Origin of the sequence: Pseudomonas sp. 29, from assembly GCF_002754355.1 — a bacterium.
GTDB lineage: Bacteria > Pseudomonadota > Gammaproteobacteria > Pseudomonadales > Pseudomonadaceae > Aquipseudomonas > Aquipseudomonas neuropathica.
The window spans coordinates 2,705,863-2,731,967 of sequence record NZ_PEEY01000001.1 but is presented as its reverse complement, the minus strand read 5'-3'; the positions used below and the strand labels follow the sequence as shown (position 1 = coordinate 2,731,967).

The 26,105-nt window shown below is 58.0% G+C and carries 24 protein-coding genes; 16 read left to right on the top strand and 8 right to left on the bottom strand.

The window, feature by feature from the left end:
• Positions 1-156 precede the first annotated feature (156 nt).
• The 13 genes from CLU80_RS12805 to CLU80_RS30240 all read left to right on the top strand — a co-directional run bounded on the left by CLU80_RS12805 (position 157) and on the right by CLU80_RS30240 (position 13,085).
• A complete protein-coding gene (locus CLU80_RS12805; RefSeq protein ID WP_286079732.1) occupies positions 157-906 on the top strand; it encodes a lysozyme inhibitor LprI family protein in 750 nt (249 codons plus the stop codon).
• A gap of 186 nt (positions 907-1,092) precedes the next feature.
• A complete protein-coding gene (locus CLU80_RS12800) occupies positions 1,093-2,232 on the top strand; it encodes a lysozyme inhibitor LprI family protein (protein ID WP_099757527.1) in 1,140 nt (379 codons plus the stop codon).
• A gap of 46 nt (positions 2,233-2,278) precedes the next feature.
• Complete coding sequence (locus CLU80_RS12795) at positions 2,279-3,646, top strand: lysozyme inhibitor LprI family protein (protein WP_099759373.1); 1,368 nt, start codon at positions 2,279-2,281, stop codon at positions 3,644-3,646.
• Between the two features lie 204 nt (positions 3,647-3,850).
• Positions 3,851-5,245 carry a TIGR01777 family oxidoreductase gene (locus tag CLU80_RS12790; protein WP_099757526.1) on the top strand — a complete coding sequence of 465 codons (1,395 nt, stop codon included), beginning with the start codon at positions 3,851-3,853 and terminating at the stop codon, positions 5,243-5,245.
• Between the two features lie 9 nt (positions 5,246-5,254).
• Positions 5,255-7,705, top strand: a complete 2,451-nt coding sequence (locus CLU80_RS12785; protein WP_099757525.1) for an alpha/beta fold hydrolase — start codon at positions 5,255-5,257, stop codon at positions 7,703-7,705.
• Entirely contained in the window at positions 7,702-8,430 is a 729-nt protein-coding gene (locus CLU80_RS12780; RefSeq protein ID WP_099757524.1) for a hypothetical protein, read from the top strand. Before CLU80_RS12785 ends, CLU80_RS12780 begins: the two co-directional genes overlap by 4 nt.
• Positions 8,431-8,518: 88 nt before the next feature.
• Positions 8,519-8,974, top strand: a complete 456-nt coding sequence (locus tag CLU80_RS12775; RefSeq protein ID WP_049802143.1) for a hypothetical protein — start codon at positions 8,519-8,521, stop codon at positions 8,972-8,974.
• A gap of 4 nt (positions 8,975-8,978) precedes the next feature.
• A complete protein-coding gene (locus tag CLU80_RS12770) occupies positions 8,979-9,842 on the top strand; it encodes a tetratricopeptide repeat protein (RefSeq protein ID WP_099757523.1) in 864 nt (287 codons plus the stop codon).
• Between the two features lie 2 nt (positions 9,843-9,844).
• Positions 9,845-10,600: a lysozyme inhibitor LprI family protein gene (locus CLU80_RS12765; RefSeq protein ID WP_099757522.1), complete on the top strand. Its 756-nt coding sequence runs from the start codon at positions 9,845-9,847 to the stop codon at positions 10,598-10,600.
• Between the two features lie 71 nt (positions 10,601-10,671).
• Entirely contained in the window at positions 10,672-11,643 is a 972-nt protein-coding gene (locus CLU80_RS12760) for a hypothetical protein (RefSeq protein WP_286079731.1), read from the top strand.
• A 56-nt stretch (positions 11,644-11,699) separates the two neighbouring features.
• Entirely contained in the window at positions 11,700-12,125 is a 426-nt protein-coding gene (locus CLU80_RS12755) for a hypothetical protein (RefSeq protein ID WP_095049674.1), read from the top strand.
• A gap of 227 nt (positions 12,126-12,352) precedes the next feature.
• Entirely contained in the window at positions 12,353-12,886 is a 534-nt protein-coding gene (locus CLU80_RS12750) for an N-acetyltransferase (protein ID WP_099757521.1), read from the top strand.
• A 37-nt stretch (positions 12,887-12,923) separates the two neighbouring features.
• Positions 12,924-13,085: a hypothetical protein gene (locus CLU80_RS30240; RefSeq protein WP_186620174.1), complete on the top strand. Its 162-nt coding sequence runs from the start codon at positions 12,924-12,926 to the stop codon at positions 13,083-13,085.
• Positions 13,086-13,199: 114 nt separating this feature from the next.
• Here CLU80_RS30240 and CLU80_RS12745 read toward each other — a convergent pair whose 3' ends face one another.
• Positions 13,200-13,562, bottom strand: coding sequence for a DUF6124 family protein (locus CLU80_RS12745; RefSeq protein ID WP_095049317.1), 363 nt, complete (start codon positions 13,560-13,562; stop codon positions 13,200-13,202).
• Positions 13,563-13,993: 431 nt separating this feature from the next.
• On the opposite strand from CLU80_RS12745, the gene CLU80_RS12740 reads away from it, so the two are divergent.
• Together CLU80_RS12740 and CLU80_RS12735 are read left to right on the top strand one after the other, a co-directional pair.
• Positions 13,994-14,377: a hypothetical protein gene (locus CLU80_RS12740; RefSeq protein ID WP_007920327.1), complete on the top strand. Its 384-nt coding sequence runs from the start codon at positions 13,994-13,996 to the stop codon at positions 14,375-14,377.
• Positions 14,378-14,569: 192 nt separating this feature from the next.
• Entirely contained in the window at positions 14,570-17,182 is a 2,613-nt protein-coding gene (locus tag CLU80_RS12735) for a hypothetical protein (protein ID WP_099757520.1), read from the top strand.
• Positions 17,183-17,246: 64 nt separating this feature from the next.
• Here the strand turns inward: CLU80_RS12735 and CLU80_RS12730 are convergent, their stop codons facing one another.
• From CLU80_RS12730 to exbB, 6 genes are all read right to left on the bottom strand, one after another.
• Positions 17,247-18,647 (bottom strand): aminoacyl-tRNA deacylase and HDOD domain-containing protein, encoded by a 1,401-nt coding sequence (locus CLU80_RS12730; protein WP_016985804.1) that lies wholly within the window; start codon positions 18,645-18,647, stop codon positions 17,247-17,249.
• Between the two features lie 79 nt (positions 18,648-18,726).
• The gene (gene recG / locus CLU80_RS12725; RefSeq protein WP_099757519.1) at positions 18,727-20,802 is read right to left on the bottom strand and encodes an ATP-dependent DNA helicase RecG; all 2,076 of its coding nucleotides are present in this window, start codon (positions 20,800-20,802) and stop codon (positions 18,727-18,729) included.
• Positions 20,803-20,811: 9 nt separating this feature from the next.
• Positions 20,812-21,741: a hydrogen peroxide-inducible genes activator gene (locus CLU80_RS12720; protein WP_007920331.1), complete on the bottom strand. Its 930-nt coding sequence runs from the start codon at positions 21,739-21,741 to the stop codon at positions 20,812-20,814.
• 277 nt (positions 21,742-22,018) lie between these two features.
• A complete protein-coding gene (locus CLU80_RS12715; protein WP_093429658.1) occupies positions 22,019-22,765 on the bottom strand; it encodes an energy transducer TonB family protein in 747 nt (248 codons plus the stop codon).
• Positions 22,762-23,190 carry a TonB system transport protein ExbD gene (gene exbD, locus CLU80_RS12710; protein WP_007920333.1) on the bottom strand — a complete coding sequence of 143 codons (429 nt, stop codon included), beginning with the start codon at positions 23,188-23,190 and terminating at the stop codon, positions 22,762-22,764. The genes CLU80_RS12715 and exbD overlap by 4 nt, the downstream gene beginning before the upstream one ends.
• Positions 23,191-23,196: 6 nt before the next feature.
• Complete coding sequence (gene exbB, locus CLU80_RS12705) at positions 23,197-24,156, bottom strand: tonB-system energizer ExbB (protein ID WP_099757518.1); 960 nt, start codon at positions 24,154-24,156, stop codon at positions 23,197-23,199.
• 188 nt (positions 24,157-24,344) lie between these two features.
• Between exbB and CLU80_RS12700 the strand changes: the two genes are divergently transcribed.
• Positions 24,345-25,202 carry an SDR family oxidoreductase gene (locus CLU80_RS12700; RefSeq protein ID WP_099757517.1) on the top strand — a complete coding sequence of 286 codons (858 nt, stop codon included), beginning with the start codon at positions 24,345-24,347 and terminating at the stop codon, positions 25,200-25,202.
• A gap of 139 nt (positions 25,203-25,341) precedes the next feature.
• Here CLU80_RS12700 and CLU80_RS12695 read toward each other — a convergent pair whose 3' ends face one another.
• Positions 25,342-26,082, bottom strand: coding sequence for a putative periplasmic lipoprotein (locus tag CLU80_RS12695; RefSeq protein WP_099757516.1), 741 nt, complete (start codon positions 26,080-26,082; stop codon positions 25,342-25,344).
• Positions 26,083-26,105 lie beyond the last annotated feature (23 nt).

Here is a 26,105-nt window from a genome sequence, read left to right as displayed (position 1 = left end):
AATCAAAGGGGACGGATTTATTTTTTGCGCTCGACTGCTTTGAGTTTAGTTGAGAACTTAAATAGATCTGGCTCGTTTGTCGGTTCTGACTCTATTTTCTGTCGCAGGCCCGTTCAGAATTGAACGGATCACTGAATTTTTTATGGACGCCAAGGAATGCAGATTCTCAAATTCAGCCTCATTTTTTTACTTTCAATACTGTCGCCTGTGGTCATGGCTGAGGGCACGATGATTGCCACCATCCTTCAGGCCGACTTTTCCAAGGACCCGGAAGTCCGGTTGCTTGTCAGAGTCGTTGATGTGGGTGGTGGTTCGGATACCCCTTCCATGGCGGTTCGTAATCAATGCCTGGAGAGGAAGGCGTCCGCAGAACGTCCTGGGCCGGATCCGTGCTTTTCGATAGAGATCACTGAGAGCAAAAAGCAACGGGCCATTGTTCGGCAAACGCTATTGAATGATCCTCAGCGCACAACCGACCCTATCTATTTGGAAATTGTTTATCGCTCGGAGGTCAGCGAGAGCGATCCGACGAATCACCATCAGCGATCCGCCACACTGAAGATCGAAGAAAACGGCCTCTACAATTGGAACAATGAGAGCGAACAGGCATTGGCGGACGTTGAGTGGTTTCCCTCGGGAAATGGTGTTCTTGATCTGATGGTTCCTGATGCGGATGCATTGCTGAATTCTGTATATCGGGATCGTATGAGTCGGCTGGACGAAAGCGGTCAGAAAGCACTGAGGGAAACTCAAAGAGCCTGGATGAAATTTCGAGATGCGGAGTGCCAAGCCGACCCGAAATCGCATAAATCAGTTTTCGGTGAGTGGTCCGATGCCTGCCTAATTCGCGCGACGATAGAGCGTGCTCGCCAATTGGCTTTGGCTCCGGACAAGAGCAGACGTTGAAACGGACAAGCCAGTGCATTCGCGCGAAAGCGTCGACTTGGATGAGCATGAACAAACTTTTCTTTCTCTTTTTTGCGCTATTTCCTTTACGTGTGAAAGGGGACGGATTTATTTGTTGCGCCAAAATTATTTGATTTTGAGGCGGAGCGTAAACGTATCCGTTTCGATGGTGGGAAAATTTCTTTGATGGCTGATTCAATGAAAAATTTACATTCGCTCCCTTGCTTTTTATCGTTAACCTTTTTGCTATTCAGTTCGGTCGCATTTTCTGCGAGTTTCGACTGTGGCAAAGCTTCGACGGAAGTAGAGAGGAAAATTTGTAGTTCTCCTTCTTTGTCCGCAATGGACGAAAAGCTCAGTGAGGTCTTCAAACCGATAAAAAATCGGCGAGCTTTACAAATAATCGAAAGTGATTGGCTTGAGTCAGAGCGTAATTCTTGTGAGTCAGTCGAGTGTTTAGAGGAAGCTTATGTTCAGCAGATAAGCTTTCTCACACCGGTTTCTATTGCGCCTAGGCCGACTCAGAAAGATATTAAGTTAATGTTGGGTGATAAGCCGTACACACAGTTTGAGCGCTCATGGAAGGTCATTGATTTAGCATGGCTTCCCAATGAAAAAGGGGCTGTCGAACGATTTTTGATCTCCGCTGAAACAATTTCGGGCATGTTGCATGTCATCGTGTTTGAAGGGCATTTTGATGCGGCGATGATTGCGTACCGGGGTAATCTATATGAGTACGTTGATCGCAACGACAGGCCGGTATTGCACACGATTGCGAAAGATATCGGTTTTGATGGTGCTCTGAGTTTGGGTTCAAACGACGAAGGGAAAAGATTCGCGGGAATCTTGGATGGAGCGTTTTACTATCGACAGCAACTCTCTAAGAATCAGCTGCGGGGGATGGTCTATAAGCTCGGTTCAAAATCTCCGCCATTGGAAAGCAGTTTGCTGTTCCAGCAGTGGCCAAATACTGATGAAAATGCTGTTAGTGGTTTGACATTCGGTTGGGGTGGTGAGTATGGAAAATTGCAAGCGTACTACTCGCACACCTCAGGGTATGAAACGATAGCGCAGGCTGGTCGGCCCGAGGCCGGTTGGAATATATATGCTCCGATTTGGAGCAAGTCACGGCCGACGTTTTATTTCAAGAATGGTGATGAAACTATTTGGCGTGCCAATGTTGCGGATAAGACGTTAACAAAAATTGCGAAGGCTAGTGATGAAGGAATGATCCAGAATCCTACCCCTGTCGATATTAATGGGCGCGAAGCAGTCGTTTATCTGAATGGATCTACTCTGAAAATGGCTATCTCCCTTGAAGAATAAGCACGACTTAAAAATACACTTTCGCAAAATATTGTTGGAATTTGCCTTGAGTAAATATCTTATTCCGGTGCTTCCCGCCGTGCTGATTGGTGGTTTATCTCTGTTGGGGGGACATGCATTTGCTCAAGATGCATGTGTCGATATCACTACGAACTCCCAGAGTGAAAGATGTTCTGTGAGTGCCAAGGCTGCTGCAGATGCGCAGTTGAATACCAGTTATCAAGAATTGATGGTTCGGCTCGAAGGTGGATATCAGACCGATCCAATTCTTGCGGCGAGCCAAAAGGCAACGGTTCAGGAGGCTCAGCGCGCCTGGATCAAACTGCGCGATACCGATTGCCAGGTCGATGCGTTGGAGACGGAACCGGGCTCTTCGGCGCATGTGGCAGCGGTGAACAATTGCATCGCCAGTATGAGTCGTGACCGTTCAGTGTTTTTGGACAATATCGCGTCCGATACCGGGAGTGGCCCAACAATTGGACGTGGCTCGTGCCCTACGCAAGACTTTGCACAGTTTCTTCCAGCATTCTCCGCTAATGCCGAATCGCAGAAGCGACTAACTGCGCAGGCCGTGAAGCTGCTGGTATTAAAGGGGACGTCGGATATAGGGCGGATTGTGACTTACGTTACTGCGGAGGTGGGGCGCGATATGGCGTTTCCCTTAATGGTGGCCGTGCCCGATGGGAAAGTGGAAGGAATAGAGATCGAGAAGGTGGATGACCGCCACGTTAACGTTGTGGATAAACGCGCTGGCAACAGCAATATCAAGATTTTCAACTTTTCGCGGAAGTCCTGCTGGACGCTTGATGGGGTTGAGGACTGGTCGATTCCTGAAAAAGAGCTTTCTGTAGCCAGCACACGGAAAATGAGTCGTGCAGAGAATTTCTGTTGGCAGCGCGGACAAGGATTTGCTGGCTTGGGCGGCCTTGAGCAATACCGGCTGACAGGAGAACTTTTTGAGGCGACTTTGGAAAATTACCTGTGCGCGGCCGCTTCAGGCGATCCTATATCTAGTTCGGCTGCGGCCGGGCTGAGTCTGTCGGGTATGGCCCCGCAATTGGAATACGGCAAAGTTGAGGCTCTTTTCAAAGCAGCGGCCGTTGATTCGCCGAGCGGTGCTGAGTCGTTGGCTGGCTTCTATTGTTTTGGCAATGAATTGGCCGGTTCAGGACCCTGCCAGCGCCCGCTGGACGTTGAAAAAGAGTTGATTCGTGCTACCACCATGGGATCAACGCATGCATTCGTTTCGTTAGGCGATTATTGGAAAAGCGGCGATCTAGGAAAGAAAGATACTCCTCGCGCCTTGGCCTGTTATCAGCTTGCTGCCGACAAAGGTAACGACTCGGGTATCAATGCGATTAAGCGACTTCAGTCCGAAGTGGCCGAACCGATAGTGGCCAGCAGCTGCTTTTAGTGCGGTTAAGTGAAGAAGGGCGTTTACAGCGCCCGACGCCTTTTCACCGCGATGTGATCAAACGCGTTCCGCCATCATGGCTAACGCGTTTTCATATGCGCTGAGCCAGAATCCGCAGCGCTTAAACGTTTAATACTTGAGCATCTGACGACCGCGATTTTCCTTTAAACTCCCCACCCCCAAGGAATGCGCTCAGGACACGGAATGCCAGCCCCCTCGACCTCGCTTCGCCCCGCGTTAGTGCTCTGGCTATACGCCGCCGCAATCGTGCACATTCTCGCCGGCCTCACCCTGACCTGGGCCGGGCATTCCGGTTTACTCGACGGCTATCTGCACTCCCTCGAACTCGCATTCTGGGGCGTCGACCCGGTGCCCGCGGCCGGCCACGAACAACAAGTCTGGTGGCTCGCGCTGTTCGGCGCGACGCTGCAAAGTTATTCGTTGTACATGCTCGCGTTGGTGCACCTGGGCAATCGCTTGAAAACCCCGGCAGTCTGGGGCTGGTTGAGCGCCGGCATCCTGTTATGGGCGCCGCAGGACATGTGGCTCTCAGCGCAACAACAGGTTTGGTCGCATCTATGGCTAGATGGTTTTGCATTGCTGGTGTTGTTGCCGCCACTGTTTTGGCTGTATCGGCATGACCGCCGGAAATCTCCTTCAGTAAAGACTCCGAGCCAATCCAACCCGTTTGCCGGCGGCGCTTTCAAGCGCGTGCTGATCACCGGCGGCACCGGGTTCATCGGTAAAGCCTTGGTCAATCAATTACTCGACGCGGGCCATTCGGTCAGCGTACTGACGCGCGATCCGTTGAGCGCGGCCAATCTATTCAACGGCCGCGTCCGCTGTGTGCATTCGTTCAGCGAACTCAGCCACGACGAAGCCTTCGACGTAGTGATAAATCTCGCCGGCGCCCCCGTCGCCGGCCCGAGTTGGACTCCCAAGCGTCAGGCGCAACTGCTCGCCAGCCGAGTCGGCACCACCGAAGCGCTGATGACTTGGCTGAAGAACACCAAGCACAAACCAACGCTGTGGATTCAAGCCTCGGCCATCGGCTTCTACGGCGTACGCGATGCCAGCGAAAGCCTCGACGAACACGTCAGCAAGGGCGACGGCTTCATGGCCGAACTCTGCGCGGGTTGGGAAGCCGCCGCGCAACCGGCCACAGAGTTCGGCGTGCGTCAGGTGGTGCTGCGTCTTGGCGTGGTCTTCGGCCCGGGCGGTGCGTTGACACCGTTGCTGCTGCCGTTCCGCCTGGGTTTCGGCGGGCGCATGGGCGATGGTCGGCAGATCATGAGTTGGGTGCATCGTGACGATGTGCTTCAGGTGATCGCGCGGGCGTTCAACGACGACACTCTGCGTGGCACCTACAACATGGTCGCGCCCGAGACGGTCAGTCAGGCAGCGTTCGCCGAGCAGGCCGGCAAGGTCCTCAAGCGCCCGGTGTGGTTCCACATCCCCGCCGCGCCAGTGCGTGCAATAGCGGGGGAGATGGCGCAGTTGTTCTTCGACGGTCAGCGCGTGGTGCCGCAGCGTTTGACCGAGGCTGGCTACACATTCCGTTATCCAACCCTCGACGCCGCTCTGCGCGATCTGACCTGAGGATCGCTCATGAGCAAGCCGTTGATGTACCTGCTAGCCGGCAACGGTAGCGCTGCCGATTGGTGGGACGACGCGCTGCCGCACTTTCAGCGCTACGACGTGGTGCCGCTGGAGTTGCCGGGCTTCGGCGCCAATCCGCTGCCACCCTGCGAGGATCTGGCGGACTACGCGCAGACCTTGTTGGCGATGACGCAGAAGGGCAGCGCGATCATGGCAGTCGGGGTCAATGCGTTGCTGGTGCTGCACGCGTTGCAACGTCGGCCCGGGCACTTTTCCCGCAGTGTTTTGTTGGCGCCGGTCGGTGCGTTTTTGTGGCGGCGGCGCTTGCCGGCATTGATGTCGCCGCTGCCGATCCGTAAGACCATCCACTGGCTGCTGTCGAACAAACCCACGCTGTTCGCGCGCAAGTTTTCCAACCAGACCTGGACGCCCGCGCAGTACCAGCGCATGGGCGCCGGCTATGCGCGCTGTCGTGCGTTCGTGCCGCACTGGGATCTGATTCGCGCTGACACCGCGTTGCCACTGCTGGAGTGGATCACCGATCCGGTCGAGCTGGTATGGGGCGATCAGGACGCTGTGCTCGGTATGGAGCAAGCGGCGGCGTGGTCGGCGATTCTTGCGCGCGCCGATCTGACTATCAGCCTGAAACCTGGTTGGGGCCATTACCCGTGGGTCGACTCGCCCGCGCAGTTCGCGCAGTGGCTGGAGTCGGGCGAGCGCGGGTTTGTTGCGCACACCAAGGGCGGGCGTTTGCGTCTGGCTGAACTGGCGCGGCAAACGGTACCGGCAGCGCTGATTCTCAACGATTGCACTGACCCGCGTCTGCCGGCATTTCTCGCCGCCCAACCTGATGTGACCTGGGCGGTGCGCTCCTCCAGTTATGGCGAAGATCAGGCCGACTCGGCGAATGCCGGTTTGAGCACCACCTATCTGCGCGAGCCGTCCGCCAATGTGCCGAAACGCATTGCCGAACTGACGGCCGAAGGTGTCGAGGAAGTGGTGGTGCAGCGCTTCATCACGCCGGTCGTTTCCGGCATCGCTTTCGTGCGCCATCTCTCGGTAGAACTTGAGTGGGTGGAAGGCCATCTCGAATCGCTGGCCGACGGTCACGTCAGCCCCTCGCGGGCAACGCTTTCGCGGCTCGGCGATGCCTGGCGCAGCGGCACGTTCACGCCGTCCCACGGTTTGACCGAAGACCTGCTCTGGCGCTTTTTGCAAGACGTACTGCGCGTGTTCCACTACGTGCCCGGCGATGTCGAATGGGCCTGGGACGGCTCACAACTGTGGCTGCTGCAATACCGGCCGATCAGCGACTACGGCTGGCGCCGGCACCTGACCGCCGCGAACATCGCCGAGATCCTGCCGCCGCAACCGAGCGTACTGGTGGAGTACGCCCAGCGCCGCGCAGCCGCGAGTATCCCGGCGATCATGGCGCGCTGGGATGCGCGGGTGTTGCAGGACAACGAGCCGTTCACTGCCGTGTTCGGCGGCGCGTCCTATATCAACAATGATTTGTTCCTCGCAAGGCTGGCCGACTGGGGCATCAGCGCCGCTAACTACGCCGGTGAAGTCGGTGGCGCAACTCCGCATCTGCCGTGGCAACCGCTGAAGATGCTGCGTTCGTTGCCGCTGTTTTTGCGCATGCAACGCAGTGCTCGCAGCCATTTGCTGAACCTTGAAAACGGCTTGCAGCGCTTCGATCGGGAGCTGGCCGAACTTGTCGCCCAAGCTGCCGATGGCCAACAACTCGCGGACTGGTTCACCCGGTTTTACGTGTTCGTGGTGCAAGGCAATCTGTGCATCGCCACGGCGCTGGCCAGCAGCGGCGGTGATTGGCTGGGGCGCCCGCCGACGGCTTACGACAATCTTGAAAACAGTCCGCATCGACTGCCATGGGAAACCGATCCGGCTACACCTCGACCCGCGCCGAGCGAACTGCCGCTACAGTCATTCCCGCAATGGTCAGGGCTGATCCGCCTCGCGCATTCGACCGGCCTGCCGGGCCTTCGCGGCTACTACCTGCAAGTACGCGAGTGGTATCGCGACAATCTGATGCGCATCTTCTTCCGTCTGCATCACGCCATGCCGCTGGCGGATCGCGAACATTGGTTTGCACCGCACCCGGATGTGCGCACCCGCGATGGCAGCTTTTGGCAGGACGGTCGTGAAGGTGCGGAGCAGGCCACCGGGTTCATGATTTATCCGGGGCAGGTGCAAGGCATCCTCGGCGCCGACATCTTGCTCGAAGACACCCTCGATCCGGGGCGGCACGCGCATTACCAAACGGCGCGGGCGGTGATTGCGCGGATGGGTGGGCGGTTGTCGCATGGCTCGACGTTGCTGCGGGAATTGCGCAAGCCATCGGCGGTGATACCGCAGGTTGATCAGGCGTGGTTGGGGTGTGAGGTGTTGTATCGGGATGGCGAGTTGGAGTTGATCAATTCGAAGGATGCGAAGTGAAACTACGATACCTCCGCGCATTGATCTTTGGTCTGGTCGCGTTTTTACAGGTGGAGTATGTGACTGCCGCAGGTCCTGTATTGGTCGGTAACGAACCCGGCCAGTCGCCGGTTGCGCAAGGCCCGACCGAGGCAGTTGTAGACATGGGTCCGTGTCGGTTCTCCATGCCGCTGCTGCAGAACCAATGGCTGAAGTTCGACGATTTCTATTCGGTATTTATCGCAGCCAAACAACTGCCCAAACCGTCCAGCGCCCCCAGCTTGTGGCAAGCGCAGACGTCGAGTGGTGCCGACTGGCACTTCGAGAAACACGGTGACCTGAGCCAGCCGTGGTTTGGTTTGATGTGTGAAAACTCGGAGAATTTTTCGCTTCTCACCGACTGGAAACCCCCGGTAGACGATGCGTTTGCGGTGCAAGTCCTGCGTGACGACAACGACCGCAGGTGTCCGGCGACTCGTACCGATCAGGGCTGGGTGCCCAACTCTCTGGCCGGTCGTGCGAACACCTATACCTTTGAGCAATGGGGCGGGGAGAATTCTTCGGGATTCATTTTCGGTTTCCACGACAAGTCACGACGGCACATAACCCGCGTCGCTTTTTGCCTGCTGAGGGGTAAAGACGTGCTGATCGGCTCGGCGGAATCGGGTTCATCCGCCCCGCTGGCGATCAGCAACGAAGGGTTCGAGCAAATCAAGAAAGCGGTGCGTGGCATTGCCTTCGAATGAACACACCCACAATGACTTGTGTCGATGGAGTTACAGCGTGAAAGGATTTTCGGTTCTTCTCGGCAGCCTGTTGTTGGCTGCCGCATCCATGGCATTCGCTGCCGATCCAACCTTCAAGGATTACACCGTCACGCCGGTTTTCACCGGCCCCAACCATAAGCTGGTGCCGCAAGAGAACAGCAGCCCAATGATGGATCAGGCACGGGTGCAAGCCCTGAAAGGCAAGGTCAACTTCGCCGGCCATTACATCCTGCACAGGCTCGGCTGTGGCGGCAGCGCCATTTGCGGCGAAGTGCTGGACGCCCAGACCGGTGAAGTGGTTGGCGGTCTGCCGAATGCTTACGACGGCAGCACCTTCGGCATGGTTTACCAGCCCGACAGCCGTTTGATCATCGTGTCCGGCATCACGCTCGACGGCGAAGAAGATGCGCAGGGGAATGCTTTGGAAAGCGGCAACCGGGACCGTTACTACGAATTTGTGAACAACGAATTCCGGCTGCTGAGCATGACCGACGTGGAATCGTCGCCGATGGATGAGGAGTGAGTGGATGAACCGTCTTCTCGCGGGCAGCCTTAAGTGGTTGATGATTGTCATGAGCCTGACAGCTTCAGCCAATGCCTTGTCTGAAAATATTCAGATCGTGGGGGTTGGCGGGCACTTAGTGACATTGAAGGACAAGACATGGGGCAGGCCTGCTGCGGAGGCGGCGGTTGCCTCGTTTACCGCCAATGGAAAAACGTTTCCCCTCTATGTACCCGCGGTGGGTACTGAAACGCATGAGGCTTGGTTAAGTCCCGACAAGAAAACATTGCTCCTCCTTCAGACTCTGTATGGCGTTGTCATTGGCCAGGAGGGTGAAGAAATCCCGACAGAGGAAACTGGTTGCGGGGTCATTTCAATGGAGACCGGTTGCGTGCTCAGTCAGCCGGCAGCCAGGTTTTGCTACGGCAAGTGGGAGGGCAATCGGTGGACTTCCGGGGAAGAGGATGCGCCTGACCTCGTCCTGCAGACGCCGTCTCCAAAGGACTTATTGAAGCAGGTCTCAAATATTGAGATGCCGCAATCTCGCGTGGAAGAACTCGCATTCAATCTTCGCACTATAAGTCCAGAGTCCTATATGGCTTGTCACCCACCGGCGCGCAATGTTCAAGCTTTTAACGATCTGGCTTTCTACTTGGCCGAGGGCGGTAACGATGAGCTGGCGCTGAAGTTTTATCGCGGCGTTGAGGCCGTTGGTAAGCGCACGGTACTGATGTTGAACATTGCCGACTCGCTCTGGCGCCTTGATCGCAAAGATGAAGCGCAGCGCTATTACGGCCAGTACCGCGACTCGATGAGCGCCGATGGCAAGGCGCAGAAAATACCTCAACGTGTCGTTGAGCGATCCGCCATTCAGGGAATGAAAAATTGAACATGTTTGCACGTTTTATCGCGTTGTCCTTTGGATGCCTGTTTGTCTCCTTCGCGATGGCCGAGGACGACTGCAAAGAAATCACCGTTAGCGCCCAGGTTGATCGGTGTGTGGAGGCAGCTCGCAAGGAAGCCGACACGCAACTCAATGCCAGCTACAAGAAACTGCTGGGACGGTTTGAGGCTCAACAACGGCGCGACCCTGAGCAGGGCAAGGCGCTGGTCGCCCTGGCCAGAAAATCGCAGCGCGCCTGGATCAAGCTACGCGACACCGCATGCCCGCTTGAAGCCACGGAAATCGAGCCAGGGGTGGCAGCGCATGTCACGACGATCAACAACTGCATGGCCAGGCTAAGTCTGGAGCGTGCTGCTTACCTGGACACAATCGTCGCTGATGAGCCGGGTAATGTGGTTGATCTCAACAAGGTGTACCTGTCCGGCTCCCAGCGCTTCGGCGATGTCGTGGCACGTTATGTAAGCACCTTTGGCAGCCCATGCCTGACGGTCCAGATACTGGCGCCCAACGGCGGTTGGAGAGTGCTGTCCTCCAAGCGGTTTTGCAGTTTCGAGGGCAAGGCATTTTGGACGGACTATGCCGATGCCGGGTTTGAGGATCATGCGTTTGCCGAGGATGGGTTGCACGTGACGCTCAGTTTGACGGAGCTTCGTGGGCTCGGAGAGAAGCGCCTTGCCTGTGTGATTCCGATTCAGAGCGAGCAAATCAAAGAGCTGAAATGCGGCGCACCTGAATCATCGTGAAACCATCAGCATTAACATTCGAAGATTGATCAACAGGGAAGTGAGTGGAATTGGCCAGGCTCTTAAGTTGTATGAGTGCGCTCGGATTCATGGTTGCCTTGTTGGCTCAGCCGGCATTAGCGAGTGACCCACAAACCATCGGTGAGCTGCATCCGCCTGTAGTCGCCTCGCTCGGTGATCAAAAAATCACGGTGTTCTTTTTGAAGAACAACCTCAAAGGTCAAGTTAGGGAAGGACATGTTCCTTATGCCGAGATCTTCTACATCACCACGAATGCGGTGAAGCCTTCGCTGAATTATGTGTGGAAGGTCGAAGGCGAGCAGATCGCCTCGGTGTTCTTCTTTGAACGCAAATTCCCGGAGCAATCGGGGAAGTCCATGTTTGTTCTGACAAAACAAAAAGTCTCGCACAGTCAATTCGAAGGTGATTCCTATTCGGTGCTGGAATTGCCACTGGTGAAGGACGGCGAACAATTGGCTTTGCGGTTTTTTAGCGGCGACCCACCAGATCCCGAGCTTGAGAACTGCCTCGACGGTCGAAATCTGGCGGATGATGTAAAAGTCGAATGTGCTTACAAGGATGCGACCAGCATTAAAAAGCGCTTGGCAGACTTGGATGCAAAGATAATTGCGGATTCAAAACTGCATCAGGACAACCGTCAGAATCCACTCAAAGCCAAGGGTGATACGTCTAACGCTACATGCCCTTCGACCGACTTTTCAGCGTTCCTCTCAGCTTTCTCCGAACGCGCAGATGTGCAAAAAGCCTTCGTACAACAACCGCTGAAAATGGCCACGACCGTGGCCGGCGATCCTGAACCTGAGATGGAAAAACGCAGTCTCAGCGGCGATCAGCTCAAGTTTCCAATCATGCCGGATCAAGCGACGCGAGATACCCAAGGCCTGACGTTGACCGTCAAGGAAGCGCTGGACAAAAAAGCGATCGCGATCCTGCAGAAGCCGGATACCGACTATGTCTTCGAATATCGATTTGTTCGTGGGCAGTGTTGGCGGTTGGAAGAAGTGGCGGATTATTCGCTTTAGAAACACCGGCGCTCATCGGCATATGTGCCTTCAACAGAACGGGTTCAGAGGGATTTGTGAAGAAGTTATTTTTAGTGCTGCTATTGGTGTTGCCGTTGGCGGCCCACAGTGAAGTTTCTACACAGGTAAGGTGCTTCCATTCGCTGGAAGGCAAAAACATCAATTTTGAGTTCAGAACCTATTACGACGTGGCCGCCAAATGGAGCGGCGCAAGTGTCAGGTACAGCAAGTCGAAGAAAGCCATTACTTTGGTTCATCACCGAACCGAAGAGTACGTCATGACGGAGGACGGGCCCTACGAATTCACGACGACTTGGGTGGAAGTTTCAGACGGTGCAGTGACGGGGCAGTATGTCATTGCAACGCAAGGCGCTCGGGTGAACTCTATGCGTTACACGAATTACAAATCCGGCAAACAGTATTCGTTCGATGAAGACTTCAGCATCGAGGCCTCTCCGGAAACGGGTTGTCAGTGGGGATGAAATCTTCAAGAAAGGGGACTTAACGTCCCCTTTTTTCATCCGCAAATCTCGCTATGGCGTGACTCAATCTCACCCCGTCCTGCCGTTGAGCGATGGTGTAAGTGGCTAAGGCTAGAGGGCTGCGGATTGCTCGGACCAGATAATCAATGTCAGGGTATTTCTGTTGATGTTCAAAAGCTTTCAAACGCCGCTACTCTCTCGACCTTGAAAATTGCCAGTGGTTGTCCATGTCCAAGAGTCGAGGGAACGGGTATCGCTACCAGATCTGGCGATCTGAAGCGCGCAAGGCAGCGGAAGATCTGGCGCGTGGGAACCAGAACCTCATAACCAGAGGTATTGATACAACTCGAATTCAATACGAGCCCATTACTCCCGTTGCCATCGAAGCGGCCGATCTTTGGGGAGATGAGGCTACCTTGTACCCGTGGCACGATGTGCATCAATGGAAGCAAGCAGACACCCGTGGTTTTGACGTCTCGCTTTGGTTCGACCAAGAATTATGTGGGTTATGTTATGCGTCGCCTCGCAAGAGCAAGCTGTGCATCAAGATTGTGATTCTGGAAGGTAAGCCGGACAGATCTCATCCGTTGCGAGGCACCGTGGCTGCTTTGGCATTAACCGCGATTGAAAACTACGCGATCTTGATTGGCTGTACGGAAATTGAAGTTCAAGAACCAGCCGCCACTGCTATACCGTTGTATGAGAGTTTAGGGTTTGGCTTTGATCCGACGGGCCGGCTTGTTATTGGGGTTGAGCGGTAATACTATCCAGTCAAATTTCGAGACCCGAGAGGTTTCCATGAAAAAGTCCAAACATGAACCAAAGCCTGTGATGGCTGCTCGGTTCCAGGCTGAAGCTCGTGAAGTTTTGGCCAAGCGCTCTGGTAAGCGCAGCCGCTTTCTGGATGTTGCGTTGGCCAAAGGTTCTGATTTTGAGCCAGTCGGTCGACTGGCCGGCTGAAGGTTTTGGATTCAAAAAAAAGCTGCCGTGATTGGCAGCTTTTTTGTGTCTGGGTTTTTACAGGTAGTTGCAGAAAGGGGACTTAACGTCCCCTTTTTTCATCCACAAACTTCGCTACGGCTTGGCCGCCACGCTTCGCACTTCAATCTGGTCGAGCGTCCCTTCCACCATCAATCTCACCCCATCCGCCATCCTGCTCAGGGCCAGTGCCACCGAGCGGCGGGAGCCGTGGAGGTCGTCGGCGAGGTCGCAGGCGATGACGCTGATGGACAGGAGGTCTTCGGAGGCGTTGGCCATGAGGGCTTCGGCGTCGGTGCCGGGGGAGAGTTTGAAGAGGCCGTTCTCGCGTTTGGGATGTGGTTCGACGGCTGGTTTGAAATGGTGGTCGAGGGCGCGCTCGGCGGCTTCGTGGAATTTCTTCGAATTGGGGGATTCGTAGGGCGAGGTTGCTTCCGCGCTGAATGTTTCATCGGTCATCGGTGTAAATCCTGAGCAGTTAATTGATTTCCCCGAGTTCGGACTTGCACATCCGGCCACCGATTTTGCGGCGACACACAAAGCCTATCTATAGCCAGCCAACTCGCCTAGTTCACGCACAGCCCCGCACTTTGCAGGAAATTTCCCATAGATTCGCGGGCCGGAAGATCAAAAGATCGCAGGCTTCGCCGGCTCCTACAGGGATGTGTTTCAACAGGTGTAGGAAAGGTGAGTGGTGAGACGCAGAGCGTCTCGGGATGCATTCCCACGCGGAGCGGGGGAACGATCAGTGGGCGAGCGCTGAACCGTGACTTGGTGGTCATCGTGCGGGAAATGGTCCGCATCCTCTTCCAACAGCGTCAGATACTGGCGTTATCGTCCGAATCCCTTACACTGCCTCGGCCGTTCATTTTCCTTTTGAGGCTGTGCGCATGAAATTTCGTTTTCTTCTGTGGATGATGGGTTTGTTGATGGGTAAGGCCAGCCGGACAAATCCTGCGTTCCAACAGCAGTTGGGTGACAAGGATCTGGTGTTTCAGCTGCAGACGCTGGATGGGAAAGTGGCGCGGCATTTCGTGGTCAAGGATCAGCGCATCACCAGCAAGTCTGGCGTGGTGGCGGAGCCGGCGTTTGCGATTGCGTTTAAAGATGCCGGTTATGGCTTCGCGACGATGCAGGCGAAGAACAAGCAGTTGGCGTTTATGCAGGGGATTCAGGACAAGTCGATCCAGCTCAAGGGCAACCCTGCGCTAGTGATGTGGTTTCAAGGGTTGATGAAGTATTTGAAACCAAGAAAGGCGAAGGCTAAAGCTTAAGAAGTCGTTGACTTGAACAAACCCATGCACGCGCACTGAATAACGGTGCGCTTGTCTTGTAAGGCCATTACTCAGGCTCGCAAAGACAGCCGAACTGTCATTTCTATCAGGTGTTTCGTGCACAGGCGCGATGCTCTACTCAAGTTCCAGTTCCGGCATTAAGGGACTTAACTGACTTGATGGAGCAAGCTCATGACGCAGACACACAGTATTTCGATCCCTAGGTCTCTCGATCCGACATTTGCTCAGGATGGCGTGCTGACCTTACCGATACCTGGTATCGCGGGCGACGAAGCGGCGGCGGTCCTGGCGCTCCCCTATGCAAAATTACTCGTTGCGATACCTTTAACGGGAGCGAATGCCCCGGTTGCCATTGCGAGGCTGAATGACGACGGTTCGCTGGACGAAACCTTCGGTCCGGCGCGCAGAGGTTTTGTTGAAATAGCGCTGGAAGGGGCTCGGATCAGCTATGTATCCGGTCTCGATGCGCTTGAGGATGATGGTTGGCTGATACACCTTCAATATTCCTCGACTACCTCCAATGACGTTGGCCTTGCACTGGTCCGCCTGAAAAATACCGGTGAACTGAACGAAGCGTTCGGCACCAACGGCATGCGGTTTATCTCCCATTACGGCAATCCCCATCCCGCTAGCGTGCCGCGTGAGGCAAGTCACCCGAACACCGGATCCTTACAGACTGCCCGCGTCCCATCACGATCAACGGCCCGGCAGGTGGATGGCAAAATCGTCCTGCTCCATTTAGTGTTTTTTGATGATGCACCACTGCCAGCGGGTGTTGTGATTCGTCTGCTAGCGGATGGCTCACTCGATCAATCATTCAACGGTTCGGGCTATGTGGTTGTGGATGTCGCCACATCGAATAACGTCTACGGCATCGCCATTCAAGCCGATGGCAAGGTGCTGGTCTGCGGTTCATACCAGGACGGATCGGGAGGTCGTGGAGTTTTTCTGGCGCGTCTGGACGCAAGTGGCGCGCCGGACAGTCAATTCAACAACGGTGTGGCCGTGTTGATGCCCGATGATGAAGGCGAGAGTTTTCTGCAATCGATTTCGGTACGTGAAGGCGATGGCAGGATTATCGTCGCGGGCCGAGCCCAGCGTGGTGGTCTCGACGGTGGGTTGATCGTTGCATTCACGACCAGCGGCGCGGCCAACCTTGTGTTCAATGGGGGCAAGCCGCTGTTTTCCCCGTTAATAAAAGGGTTGGCGTGGACGCATACCTCGCAGGTGGGTGGTTCGATCGCTGTTGTCGGTCAGGGTGAATCAGCCATGGTGACGGCGCGTTTCCTTGCTGATGGAAAACCGGATACGGCTTTCAACGGTACGGGTCATGCGTTGTTTGAAGACAGCGCAGGGGCAGCCTTTGCGCGAGGTGTCACCGTTATGACGGACGGCCGGATCGTGGTGTGCATCGAGCTCTCCGTCTACGCTGATCCTTCCAAAGTCCCTGGCCGTATCGTGCGCTATCTGGCGGGCGCGCCGTCTTTAAATAACGATCCGGCTTTTGGCGATGGCGGCATCCTCAGATTTCCATTCCCCGGATTCTCGGGATATGACGTCAGGGCGCTGCTGGCGCTGCCGCAAAACAAATTGCTGGTTGCCGTTCGCCTTTCAACGCCCGGTGCACCTACGCAGGTCGTTCGTCTGCTTGAAGACGGTGCTCTCGACTCAGCTTTCGGTGGAGAAGGCTCCGGCTACGTCGAGATCAGGCTGAAAGAAAATTTTTTCATGAGCCGGATTCTCGGGTTTACACCGCTGAGCGATGGCGGCTGGCTGGTTCGTGCTCAGTACACGGAAGAGGGCGCGAATAACTCGACGGGCCTGGTGCTGGTCAGACAGCGCGAGGACGGGCAACTGCAGACGTCTTTCGGGGAGCAAGGTGTGCTCTATCTTCCCTACGCGAAGATGGGCGGCGGCGGATATACCGGGGTGGTGCAAGCGTCTGCCAGCGGTGCCGCAGGGAATGGCGCGGCAGGGATGGTCGCTCAACAACTGGACGAAAAAATCGTCGTGGTCAGTAACGTTGAGGATGCTTCCGGCCGGACAAAAGGTATCGTTCTGAGGTTCGAGTCGAATGGCTCACCCGATACGACCTTCAACGGCACGGGCTTTGCGTTCGTAGAGCTTGCAGATATTTCGTCTTTGGACATCGTTGCGCAGGCGGCCGCGACCCAGGCTGACGGCGCCGTGGTGATCTGCGGCAATTACTTTGCGGTGAGTGCGCATGGCGCCTTCGTTACTCGTTTCGACGCTACGGGTAAGGTTGACACACGCTTTGGAGTCAACGGAGCGGTGAGCGTGCCCCTCGATCAATGGATCAGCCTGGACGTTGCGGCAATCGTCGACGACAAGATTGTTGTGGCCGGCGGTGCGGCGGTGGAGGGCGTCTCTCAGGGCTTGATTGCGGTGCTCAATCTCAGCGGCTCCTACAATCGGGTGTTCAATGATGGTCAACCACTGATTTCGTCACCTGTGTCCCAAGGCGTCAGATGGTTGCATTGCGTGCCGCGTACGGACGGTTCAGTCATCGTTTGCGGTAACAGTGGCACTGGCGCGCTTGACGAGAATCTCAGCGCGGTCACCGCACGCTTTCTGGCGGATGGTTCTCCAGACTCCTCTTTCTTTGGTTCGGGATTTACCGTTTTCAATGAAAGCGCGGGTTTCGAATACCCCCACGGCATGGCGGTAATGGACGATGGGCGCATCGTGGTGGGCGGAGTGTATTTCACCGACTCTGGGTACGATAAAGGCTGGGTGATCCGTTACCTGGACAAGTCGGCTTAAGCCGCAGGTTGGCCCATCGCGGGCAAGCGTCGCTCCAACTGGAGGTCGCTTGCCCGCTTTGCATTCAGGCCTGGCTGAACTGCGAAGCCAGTTCGCGCAGCAGCACTTCAGCCTCAAGCACTTTGCTAACCACGTCATTGGCTTTGTCGCGGGTCAGGCCCACACGCTCAAGCAGCGCGTCGGGGATGTCTTCATCCGGACCGGAGCCAATCCCGCGGCTGCGCAGCAGGCGCACAGCCAGGCAAACGAGGTTCGGGTATTCAGCATAAGCGCCGTCGTAGCTTGGGTCGTGCTGGAAGCGCAGAGCGGTGGCCAGTTCATCGGGCATGTCCCAGTAGCGCATCAGCCACGAGCCGATCTGTTCACGGCTGATACCGAGCAGGTGTTGCTCGATGTAGCTGTGGCACAGGTGCGGGTTGACCTCCAGGTGGCGGCAGATCAGCGAGAAGTGCGGCGGAAAGACGTGGGCCAGCAGCAGGTAACCGAAGTTGTGCAGCAGACCGGCCAGATACGTCAGGCCGGCTTCCGGGCGCTGGGCGCGCGGCATGGCGCGGGTCAGGCCTTCGATGACGGCGGCGGTGTAGATCGACTGCTGCCAGTACGGCGTGGTGTGTTGCGGGTGGTCTTTCGGCAGGCTCAGGGTCTTGCCGAGGGCCAGGCCCAGCGCAAGGTTGATTACCAGATCGAAGCCGAGCACGCGGACGATCGCGTCTTCCACCGAACGAATCTTGCCCGGCGAGGCGTAGTACGGCGACGCCGCCCAGCTCACCACTTGCGCGGCCAGCGCCGGGTCGGTTTCAACCACGCCGGTGATGTCGTCGATGGTAGCGTTGGGGTCGACGCGCAGCTTGATGATTTTTTGTGCGGTTTCGGCCAGCGGTGGAATCTCGATGGTCGCTTCCAGACGTTGCTGAATGCGCCGCGCGGTGAACGCTTGCACGGCCTGGGTGATTTCCTCGCGGTCATCGTCCGGGCGGTCGAGGTTCGGGCGGATGCTGCTCAGGGCTTCGCCGAAGTTGGCGGCGCTGGCCTTGGTCAGCATGGTCTTGAAGTCTTCGCTGGCGATTTCCAGCAGCAGGCCCGGCTCACCGGAGTTGATCAGCAGCTTCGGTTCGCGCAGCAGGCTTTCTTCGTAGAGGCACGGCGAGCTGGTCAGCGCCGGCAGGCCTGGGAGCAGGCTCAGGCTGTGTTTGCCGAGCATCTTTTCCAGGCGCTCGGTGGAGACGGCGGTGAGGCGACGGCCCGTCAGTTCGGCGAGGCGATTGAGGTCGAGCAACTGGCTCTGTGGAAACAGCACCATCAGCGCGCCGACGGCGTCGTCCAGCAACACGGCTTGTACCTTGCGCGATGCATTGAGGCCGTGGTGGTCGAGCACTTCTTCGTAGGCGATGCCCAGCTTGCCTAGCAGCAGCCGAATGACAGACGGCGCGTGCGGGGATTCGGGGGCGAGAGCGGCTTCGGTCATGGTCTGTATCCGTTTTTGAAACAATGGCAGGAGTATAACCAGCTTGATCAGAACGATCTGTCAGAAACTGCGACGGTGCTCACACTTGGCCGTATTGCTGCCCGTGGCGCAGCCAGCGATCGAGTAATGGGCTGACGTGGGTTGGCCAGCGTTCCAGCAAGGCTTGCGCGGCGTCGCGGACGGCGGGCAGCAGGTCGGCGTCGCGCATCAGGTCGGCGACCTTGAATTGCAGCAGACCGGTCTGGCGGGTGCCGAGCATTTCGCCGGGACCGCGCAGTTCGAGGTCTTTTTCGGCGATGACGAAACCGTCGTTGGTCTCGCGCATGATGCCCAGGCGCTGGCGACCAATTTGCGATAGCGGCGGATGATAGAGCAGTACGCAATGGCTGGCGGCGCTGCCCCGGCCAACGCGCCCGCGCAATTGGTGCAGTTGCGCGAGACCGAGGCGCTCGGGGTTTTCGATGATCATCAGGCTGGCGTTGGGTACGTCGACGCCGACTTCGATCACTGTGGTCGCGACCAGCAGTTGCAGGTTGCCGGCCTTGAACTCGGCCATGACAGCGGCCTTCTCGACGGGCTTCATACGCCCGTGAATCAGCCCGACTTTCAGCTCGCCGAGGGCAAGAGTGAGGTCTTCAAACGTGGTTTCGGCGGCCTGACAGGTGAGCTCTTCGGATTCTTCAATCAGCGTGCACACCCAATAGGCCTGACGACCTTCGGCGCAGGCGCTGCGCACGCGCTCGATGACTTCGACGCGGCGGGTGTCGGTGACCAGTACGGTGTTGACCGGGGTGCGCCCGGGCGGCAGTTCGTCGAGGATCGAGGTGTCGAGGTCGGCGTAGGCGCTCATCGCCAGCGTCCGCGGAATCGGCGTGGCAGTCATGATCAGTTGATGCGGACACATGCGCCCGCCGACGCCTTTCTGCCGCAGCGCCAGACGCTGCTGCACGCCGAAGCGGTGTTGTTCGTCGATGATCACCAGCGCGAGGTTCTTGAACTGCACTTCGTCCTGGAACAGCGCGTGGGTACCGACCACCATCGGCGTGCCGCTGGCGATCTGCTCCAGCGCGGCGACGCGGTTCTTGCCCTTGAGCTTGCCGGCCAGCCACGCGACTTCAATGCCCAGCGGTTCGAGCCAGCGCTTGAAGGTGATGAAGTGCTGTTCGGCGAGGATCTCGGTCGGCGCCATCAGCGCAACCTGATAACCGGCCTCCAGCGCTTGCAGTGCGGCGAGGGCGGCGACCACGGTTTTACCCGCGCCGACGTCGCCCTGAATCAACCGCAGCATCGGTTCGTGCTGGCTGAGGTCGTAGGCGATTTCGTTACCGACGCGCTGTTGCGCGCCGGTCGGGTTGAAACCGAGGTTGGCCAGGTATTTCGGCGGCAGCTTTTTCGCTTTCGGCATCGCTGGCGCGCGCAGCGAACGCATGCTTTCGCGCAGGCGTTGTTGCGACAGTTGGTGCGTCAGCAGTTCTTCGAAGGCCAGACGATGCTGGGCCCAGTGATGGCCGAGGGCGAGTTCGTCGACGTCGGCATCGGCGGGCGGGTTGTGCAGGTAGCGGATCGCATCGGCCAGTGGCGCCAGTTGGTAGTCGCGGGCCAGTTCGGTTGGCAGCCAGTCGGGCAAGGTGTCTGGCTTAAGCATTGTCAGCGTCTGCAGGCACAACTGGCGCAGACGCGCTTGGGTCAGGCCTTCGGTGAGCGGGTAGACCGGGGTCAGGGTTTCATCTACTGGCGGCGGTTCGTCACCGGTGATGGCGCGGTACTCCGGGTGGTAGATTTCCAGGCCGGACGCACCGGGCCGGGCTTCGCCGTAGCAGCGAACCCGCGTGCCGCGCTTGAGGCCTTCTTTCTGTGCGTTGCTGAAATGGTAGAAGCGCAGGCTGAGTCCGCCAGTGCCGTCCTGCAGGCGTACGACCAGGCTGCGGCGTCGGCCCATGACCACATCGGCGCCGCTGACGGTGCCTTCGACCACGGCGTCCTGCCCCGGCCGCAGAGCGCCGATCGGCACCACGCGGGTGCGATCCTGATAACGCAGCGGCAGGTGAAACAGCACGTCCTGAAGATTCTCCAGACCGACCTTGGCCAATTTCTCGGCCATGGCTTCGCCGACACCCTTGAGTGCCGTCACCGACACTTGCGACAGCTCCGTCATGACGCTCGCTTAACCGGCTGTAACCGGTGCCGCTGGCTTGGCCACCGAACACAGGCGAATGGAGTCGGCGAGGATCTCGATGGCTTTTGGCCGTGGGAAGCTCGCGCGCCAGGCAATGGCCACGGTGCGGAACGGCACCGGCGGCGACAGTGGGCGCACTTCGATCACGCCCGGGGCGTAGTGATGGCTGTCGACCGCCGACAGCGGCAGGATCGAGATGCCCAGACCGGACGCGACCATGTGGCGGATGGTTTCCAGCGAGCTGGATTCAACCGTGGTGTGCTTGGCGCCATCGTTGCCCTTGGTCAGGGTCGGGCAGGCTTCCAGCACTTGGTCGCGGAAGCAGTGGCCCTCGCCGAGCAGCAGCAGGCTCTTGTCGTTGAGCAGGCCGGCGTCGATGGTTTCTTTTTGCGTCCACGGGTGCTGCGCCGGCATCAGGACGTAGAACGGCTCGTCGTAGAGCGGCAGGGTCAGCACGTCGGCTTCGTTGAACGGCAGGGCGATGATGATCGCGTCGAGCTCGCCGTTGCGCAGTTTGTCGCGCAGCACGTGGGTGAAGTTTTCTTCGATGTACAACGGCATCTGCGGGGCGACCCGGTGCAGTTGCGGAATCAGGTGCGGGAACAGGTACGGGCCGACGGTGTAGATCGCGCCGACTTTCAGCGGTGCGGTCAGCTGGTTCTTGCCGGCCTGGGCCAGTTCGCGGATGCCTTGCGCTTGCTCGAGGACTTTCTGCGCCTGGGCGACGATGCCTTCGCCGACCGGGGTCAGGCGCACGGCGCTTTTGCTGCGCTCGAAAATCAGCACACCGAGTTCGTCTTCAAGCTTTTTCACGCCCACCGACAGGGTCGGCTGGCTGACGTGGCAACGTTCGGCGGCGTGGCCGAAATGCTGCTCTTGGGCGAGGGTGACGATGTAGCGTAATTCTGTGAGGGTCATAGCAAGCGTCCATGAAGATGCGGGCCAAGCATACCGGCTGCAATCGATAGACGCACGTTATCAGACTGAGTGTGGAATGCGACACCGGGCAATGTCGGTTTGCCGTTGCCAGATATGCAAAAGGCACCTTTCGGTGCCTTTCTCTTGATTTAACGGTCGACTCATAACCCATGTGGGAGCGAGCCTGCTCGCGAAAGCGGTGGGTCAGACAAGCATGTGCTGACTGACACGACCTCTTCGCGAGCAGGCTCGCTCCCACAGGGTATTGCGGTGTTGCTTAGCGGCGGCGTTCGAGGGAGTAAACAAACGGCGCAACAATTTCGATCGAGCCGTTGGTCAACATGTCGGCCGGTGGCTTGGGCAGCGGTTGTGCGCGGCGGATCATTTCCAGGGTGGCCCGGTCCAGATCGGCGTTGCCTGAGCGGCCCACCAGTTCAAACGACAACACGTTGCCTTCGGCATCGACTACAAAACGCAGGCGGTTCAAGCCTTCCTTGCCCCGTGCCTGTGCACTTTGCGGGTACTTCTTGTACTTGGCCAAATGCGCAAGCAGAGTGCCTTGCCAACTGGCCTTGGCTGCCAACTGTGCCGGCGACGGGCCGGGCGCCGGTGCAGCGGATTTCTCCGTCGGTGCCGGGGTCGGTGGTGTATCGGCCGGTTTCTCCTCGGAAGGTTTTTCCTTCGGTGGATCAGGCAGCTTCTTCTCGACCGGCTTCGGCGGTTTAGGCTTTGGCTTCGGCTTGGGCTTCTGCACCGCGATTTCAGCTTTCGGTGCTTCGGCCAACTTCGGAATCGGCAACTCTTCAACCGGAGCCGGTGGCTGCGGCGGTGTGACGACTTTCGGCGGAGCAGGCGGTGGCGGGGCTGGAACCGGGGCCAGCTCGACCATCATTGCCTGTGGGGGCAATTCGATGGGCGGGCGGGCGGTCCAGTTCAGTGCCAGCGCGATGGCCAGCGCATGCACGCCCAGCACCACGGCCAGGCTACCGCTGTAACGCGTCAGCTTATGGCGCGTCGTGATCATTTCTTGGCTGCCGTCTCAAGTCCGACCAGGCCGACCTTCAGGTAACCGGCGGAGCGCAGCTTGTCCATCACGCTCATCAGGTCGCCGTAATCCACGCCTTTATCAGCCTGGAAGAAGATAGTGGTGTCTTTCTTGCCCTGAGTCTTGGCGTCGAGCACGGCGCCAAGGGTTTCGGCTTTCACTTCGTCGTCGCCGATGTACAGGCGCTGGTCAGCTTTGACGCTGAGGAACACCGGTTTCTCTGGCCGCGGCGCCGGTTTGGCCGTCGAGGCCGGCAGGTCGACTTTGATGTCCACGGTGGCCAACGGAGCGGCCACCATGAAGATGATCAACAGCACCAGCATCACGTCGATGAACGGCGTGACGTTGATTTCGTGGTTCTCGGCCAGATCGTCGTCTGCGCCTTCTTTCAAATGCAGGCCCATGGCCGATTACCCCACTTTCACCATGTGCGGTTGCGAGCTGCGCTCAGGCTGGTGATCGAGGTCGCGGCTGACCAGCAGCAGAACTTCTGCCGACGCGTCGGAGACCTGCGCCTTGTAACCGGCGATGGAACGGGCGAAGACGTTGTAGATCACCACTGCTGGAATCGCCGCAACCAGACCCAGTGCAGTGGCCAGCAGCGCTTCGGCAATGCCTGGCGCCACGACGGCAAGATTGGTGGTCTGGGTTTTGGCGATGCCGATGAAAGAGTTCATGATCCCCCACACGGTGCCGAACAGGCCCACGAACGGTGCGGTGGAACCGATGGTGGCGAGGACGCCGGTGCCGCTGCTCATGTTGCGACCGCAGGCCGCTACCAGACGCTCGAGACGGAAGCTCACGCGTTCCTTGATGCCTTCTTTCTCGCGGCTGTTGACCGACAGGCGCATCTCCTCGAGCGCGTCGTGCACCAGCAGGTTAGCGAGGGTGCCTTCCTTGCCGGCCGTGGCGCTGGCTTCTTTAAGGGTGGTGGCTTTCTTCAGGGCGGCGATCTCGCCACGCAGGCGACGCTTGGCGCCCATCAGCTCGAAGCCTTTGGCGATCCAGATGGTCCAGGTGATGATGGAAGCGATGGCCAGACCGATCATCACGATTTTCACGATGATGTCGGCGTTCTGGTACATGCCCCAAGGCGACAGGTCGTGGGCCATGCCCAGGCTGTTGTCCGCTTCGAGAACTTCAGGTACATCGGCAGCGTCTACCGCTTGCACTGGATCAGTGGCAGCGGGAGCAGCGGCAGGCGCGTTGGCGGCCGGTGCGTGCTGTTCGGTCGCGGCCGGGGCTGCTGGCGCTTGTGCGTCGGCGAACGCGGCGGTCGGTGCCAGCATCATGCTGAGCAGCAGAGCCGCCAGCGCGCTCCAGGCGCGAGGTCGATTGGTTGGCGAAGCGGGGATTTGATTGCGTGTCATGCTGGCCGGACCTGAGATAGAAAAACGTTGATGCTCTTCCAGGCCTCGTGAGGCCGAGAACAAAAGTGAGGTGCATTATTGCAAGTAATTCTTGTTAACAAAAGTAATAGAGTATCTTTTTTTCCTTCATTGCTAGCCGCCCGTCCTTTGCCAGCGCTAGTCTGTGTCTTTCCGATAGGAGTTTTTTGATGTCCGCGCCTTCTGTTTTGATTGCCGGTTGTGGTGATGTCGGCAGTCGTCTGGCCAGGCAATTGCTGGCGGCTGGTTGGGAAGTTCATGGCTTGCGCCGGGATGTTTCGAAGCTGCCCGACGGGGTGATTGGCGTTGCCGGCGACTTGTTCAGTGAGGACTGCCCGGCGACCTGGCCGGTGGGTGCCGTGGACTATCTGGTGTATTGCGCTGCAGCGACTGATCACGATGAGGCCGGTTATCGCGCGGCTTATGTTCAGGGTTTGCAGAATGTCCTGAGCTGGCTGGACGATTACGGGCAAGTGCCTGAGCGGCTGCTGTTCGTATCCAGCAGCAGTGTCTACGGTCAGCAGGATGGCGAGTGGGTTGACGAGGCATCCGCGACGGTCGCTGCGGGTTATTCCGGGCGACTGATGCTCGAAGCAGAGCAGGTGGCTCTAAACAGTGGAATCCCTGCGAGCATCCTGCGCCTGACCGGGATTTACGGCCCGGGTCGCGAATGGCTGCTGACTCAGGTGCGTCGCGGTTATCGCGTCGCGGTGGAGCCGCCGCTGTATGGCAACCGGATTCACGCTGACGACGCGGCGGGATTGCTGGCGTTTCTGCTGGAGAAGGATCGGCAGGGCGTGAAGCTGGAGGATTTCTACATCGGCGTGGACGATGCACCGGCACCGTTGGCCGAAGTGGTGGGCTGGTTGCGTGAGTATCTGGGCGTTACCGAATGGGCGGAAGACGCCAGCGTTCGGCGCACGGGCAGCAAGCGATGCAGCAATGCCCGGGCGAAAGCGTTGGGCTGGACGCCAGCGTACCCAAGTTACCGCGAGGGCTATGCCGCGATCCTCGAAGGTAAGTGCTGACTTCCTGACACCCCAAAACAACTGTAGGAGTGAGCCTGCTCGCGATAGCGGTCTAACATTCAACACTTATGCTGACTGTTACACCGCTAACGCGAGCAGGCTCACTCCTACAGGTGATTTCTGCGAATTGAGGTCCGGGTTACTGCTTCTCCAGCAACCACTTACGCTCGCCCGGCGTGTATTGCGGCATTTCATCCGCCAGCGCGGTGTTCACCGCCTGGAAAATCTCCAGCTCCTTGCCCTTGCGCGCAAAGATGTAGGCATTGCCCTGACCGTTGAGCTGCAACCACATGTTGTCGTTGGTACTGCTCATCGAAGCGCAATCACCTGCCAGGCACAAGGCATAACGGTCGGCGCCCGGCAAACCGGAAACCTGGCCGTCAGCCTGGAACTGCACGGTGCTGCCTTCGCCCTGACCACTGGCGATTGTCCAGCTGCCGCCCATGTAGGCGGAATACAGCGCACGTTCGAAGCTGGCGCCGATTGGTGCGCCTTCCGGCACCGGGATCTGTGCGCGGTCGAAAAGTTGCTCGGGTTCGTTCTCGCTGGCGGCTTGCTGCAGTTGCCCGCCGTCGCGTTTCAGCTCGCTGGCGGAGCTGCCATAGAAGTCGACTTTCCAGGCGCCGGATTTCTCGCCCAGCAGCCGCCCTTCGACGTTCTCAAAACCGTTGGTGTAGCGGGCCTGACCGGCCTTGGTGTTGACGTCCCACTCAAGGTTCGGGCCGTAAGCCTGAAGCGCTTCGCGCAGGGGGCCGCCCTTGGCTGCGGCATCGATCGCCACCTGGTTGATCCAGGTGCCGCTGATGTCACGGTCGGCAGGGTTGCTGGCGCAGCCGCCGAGGAAAATGGCGAGCAGCGGGAGAGCTAGCGCTTTGCGCATGGTGGAATCCTTTCAAAACCTTT

Excerpts from the sequence above, each read along its gene's own strand:
- CLU80_RS12805 (WP_286079732.1), top strand. The coding sequence starts at position 157 with ATGCAGATTCTCAAATTCAGCCTCATTTTTTTACTTTCAATACTGTCG.
- CLU80_RS12800 (WP_099757527.1), top strand. The coding sequence starts at position 1,093 with ATGGCTGATTCAATGAAAAATTTACATTCGCTCCCTTGCTTTTTATCG.
- CLU80_RS12790 (WP_099757526.1), top strand. The coding sequence starts at position 3,851 with ATGCCAGCCCCCTCGACCTCGCTTCGCCCCGCGTTAGTGCTCTGGCTA.
- CLU80_RS12785 (WP_099757525.1), top strand. The coding sequence starts at position 5,255 with ATGAGCAAGCCGTTGATGTACCTGCTAGCCGGCAACGGTAGCGCTGCC.
- CLU80_RS12775 (WP_049802143.1), top strand. The coding sequence starts at position 8,519 with ATGGCATTCGCTGCCGATCCAACCTTCAAGGATTACACCGTCACGCCG.
- CLU80_RS12770 (WP_099757523.1), top strand. The coding sequence starts at position 8,979 with ATGAACCGTCTTCTCGCGGGCAGCCTTAAGTGGTTGATGATTGTCATG.
- CLU80_RS12765 (WP_099757522.1), top strand. The coding sequence starts at position 9,845 with ATGTTTGCACGTTTTATCGCGTTGTCCTTTGGATGCCTGTTTGTCTCC.
- CLU80_RS12760 (WP_286079731.1), top strand. The coding sequence starts at position 10,672 with ATGAGTGCGCTCGGATTCATGGTTGCCTTGTTGGCTCAGCCGGCATTA.
- CLU80_RS12750 (WP_099757521.1), top strand. The coding sequence starts at position 12,353 with ATGTCCAAGAGTCGAGGGAACGGGTATCGCTACCAGATCTGGCGATCT.
- CLU80_RS30240 (WP_186620174.1), top strand. The coding sequence starts at position 12,924 with ATGAAAAAGTCCAAACATGAACCAAAGCCTGTGATGGCTGCTCGGTTC.
- CLU80_RS12745 (WP_095049317.1), bottom strand. The coding sequence starts at position 13,562 with ATGACCGATGAAACATTCAGCGCGGAAGCAACCTCGCCCTACGAATCC.
- CLU80_RS12740 (WP_007920327.1), top strand. The coding sequence starts at position 13,994 with ATGAAATTTCGTTTTCTTCTGTGGATGATGGGTTTGTTGATGGGTAAG.
- CLU80_RS12735 (WP_099757520.1), top strand. The coding sequence starts at position 14,570 with ATGACGCAGACACACAGTATTTCGATCCCTAGGTCTCTCGATCCGACA.
- CLU80_RS12730 (WP_016985804.1), bottom strand. The coding sequence starts at position 18,647 with ATGACCGAAGCCGCTCTCGCCCCCGAATCCCCGCACGCGCCGTCTGTC.
- recG (WP_099757519.1), bottom strand. The coding sequence starts at position 20,802 with ATGACGGAGCTGTCGCAAGTGTCGGTGACGGCACTCAAGGGTGTCGGC.
- CLU80_RS12720 (WP_007920331.1), bottom strand. The coding sequence starts at position 21,741 with ATGACCCTCACAGAATTACGCTACATCGTCACCCTCGCCCAAGAGCAG.
- CLU80_RS12715 (WP_093429658.1), bottom strand. The coding sequence starts at position 22,765 with ATGATCACGACGCGCCATAAGCTGACGCGTTACAGCGGTAGCCTGGCC.
- exbD (WP_007920333.1), bottom strand. The coding sequence starts at position 23,190 with ATGGGCCTGCATTTGAAAGAAGGCGCAGACGACGATCTGGCCGAGAAC.
- exbB (WP_099757518.1), bottom strand. The coding sequence starts at position 24,156 with ATGACACGCAATCAAATCCCCGCTTCGCCAACCAATCGACCTCGCGCC.
- CLU80_RS12700 (WP_099757517.1), top strand. The coding sequence starts at position 24,345 with ATGTCCGCGCCTTCTGTTTTGATTGCCGGTTGTGGTGATGTCGGCAGT.
- CLU80_RS12695 (WP_099757516.1), bottom strand. The coding sequence starts at position 26,082 with ATGCGCAAAGCGCTAGCTCTCCCGCTGCTCGCCATTTTCCTCGGCGGC.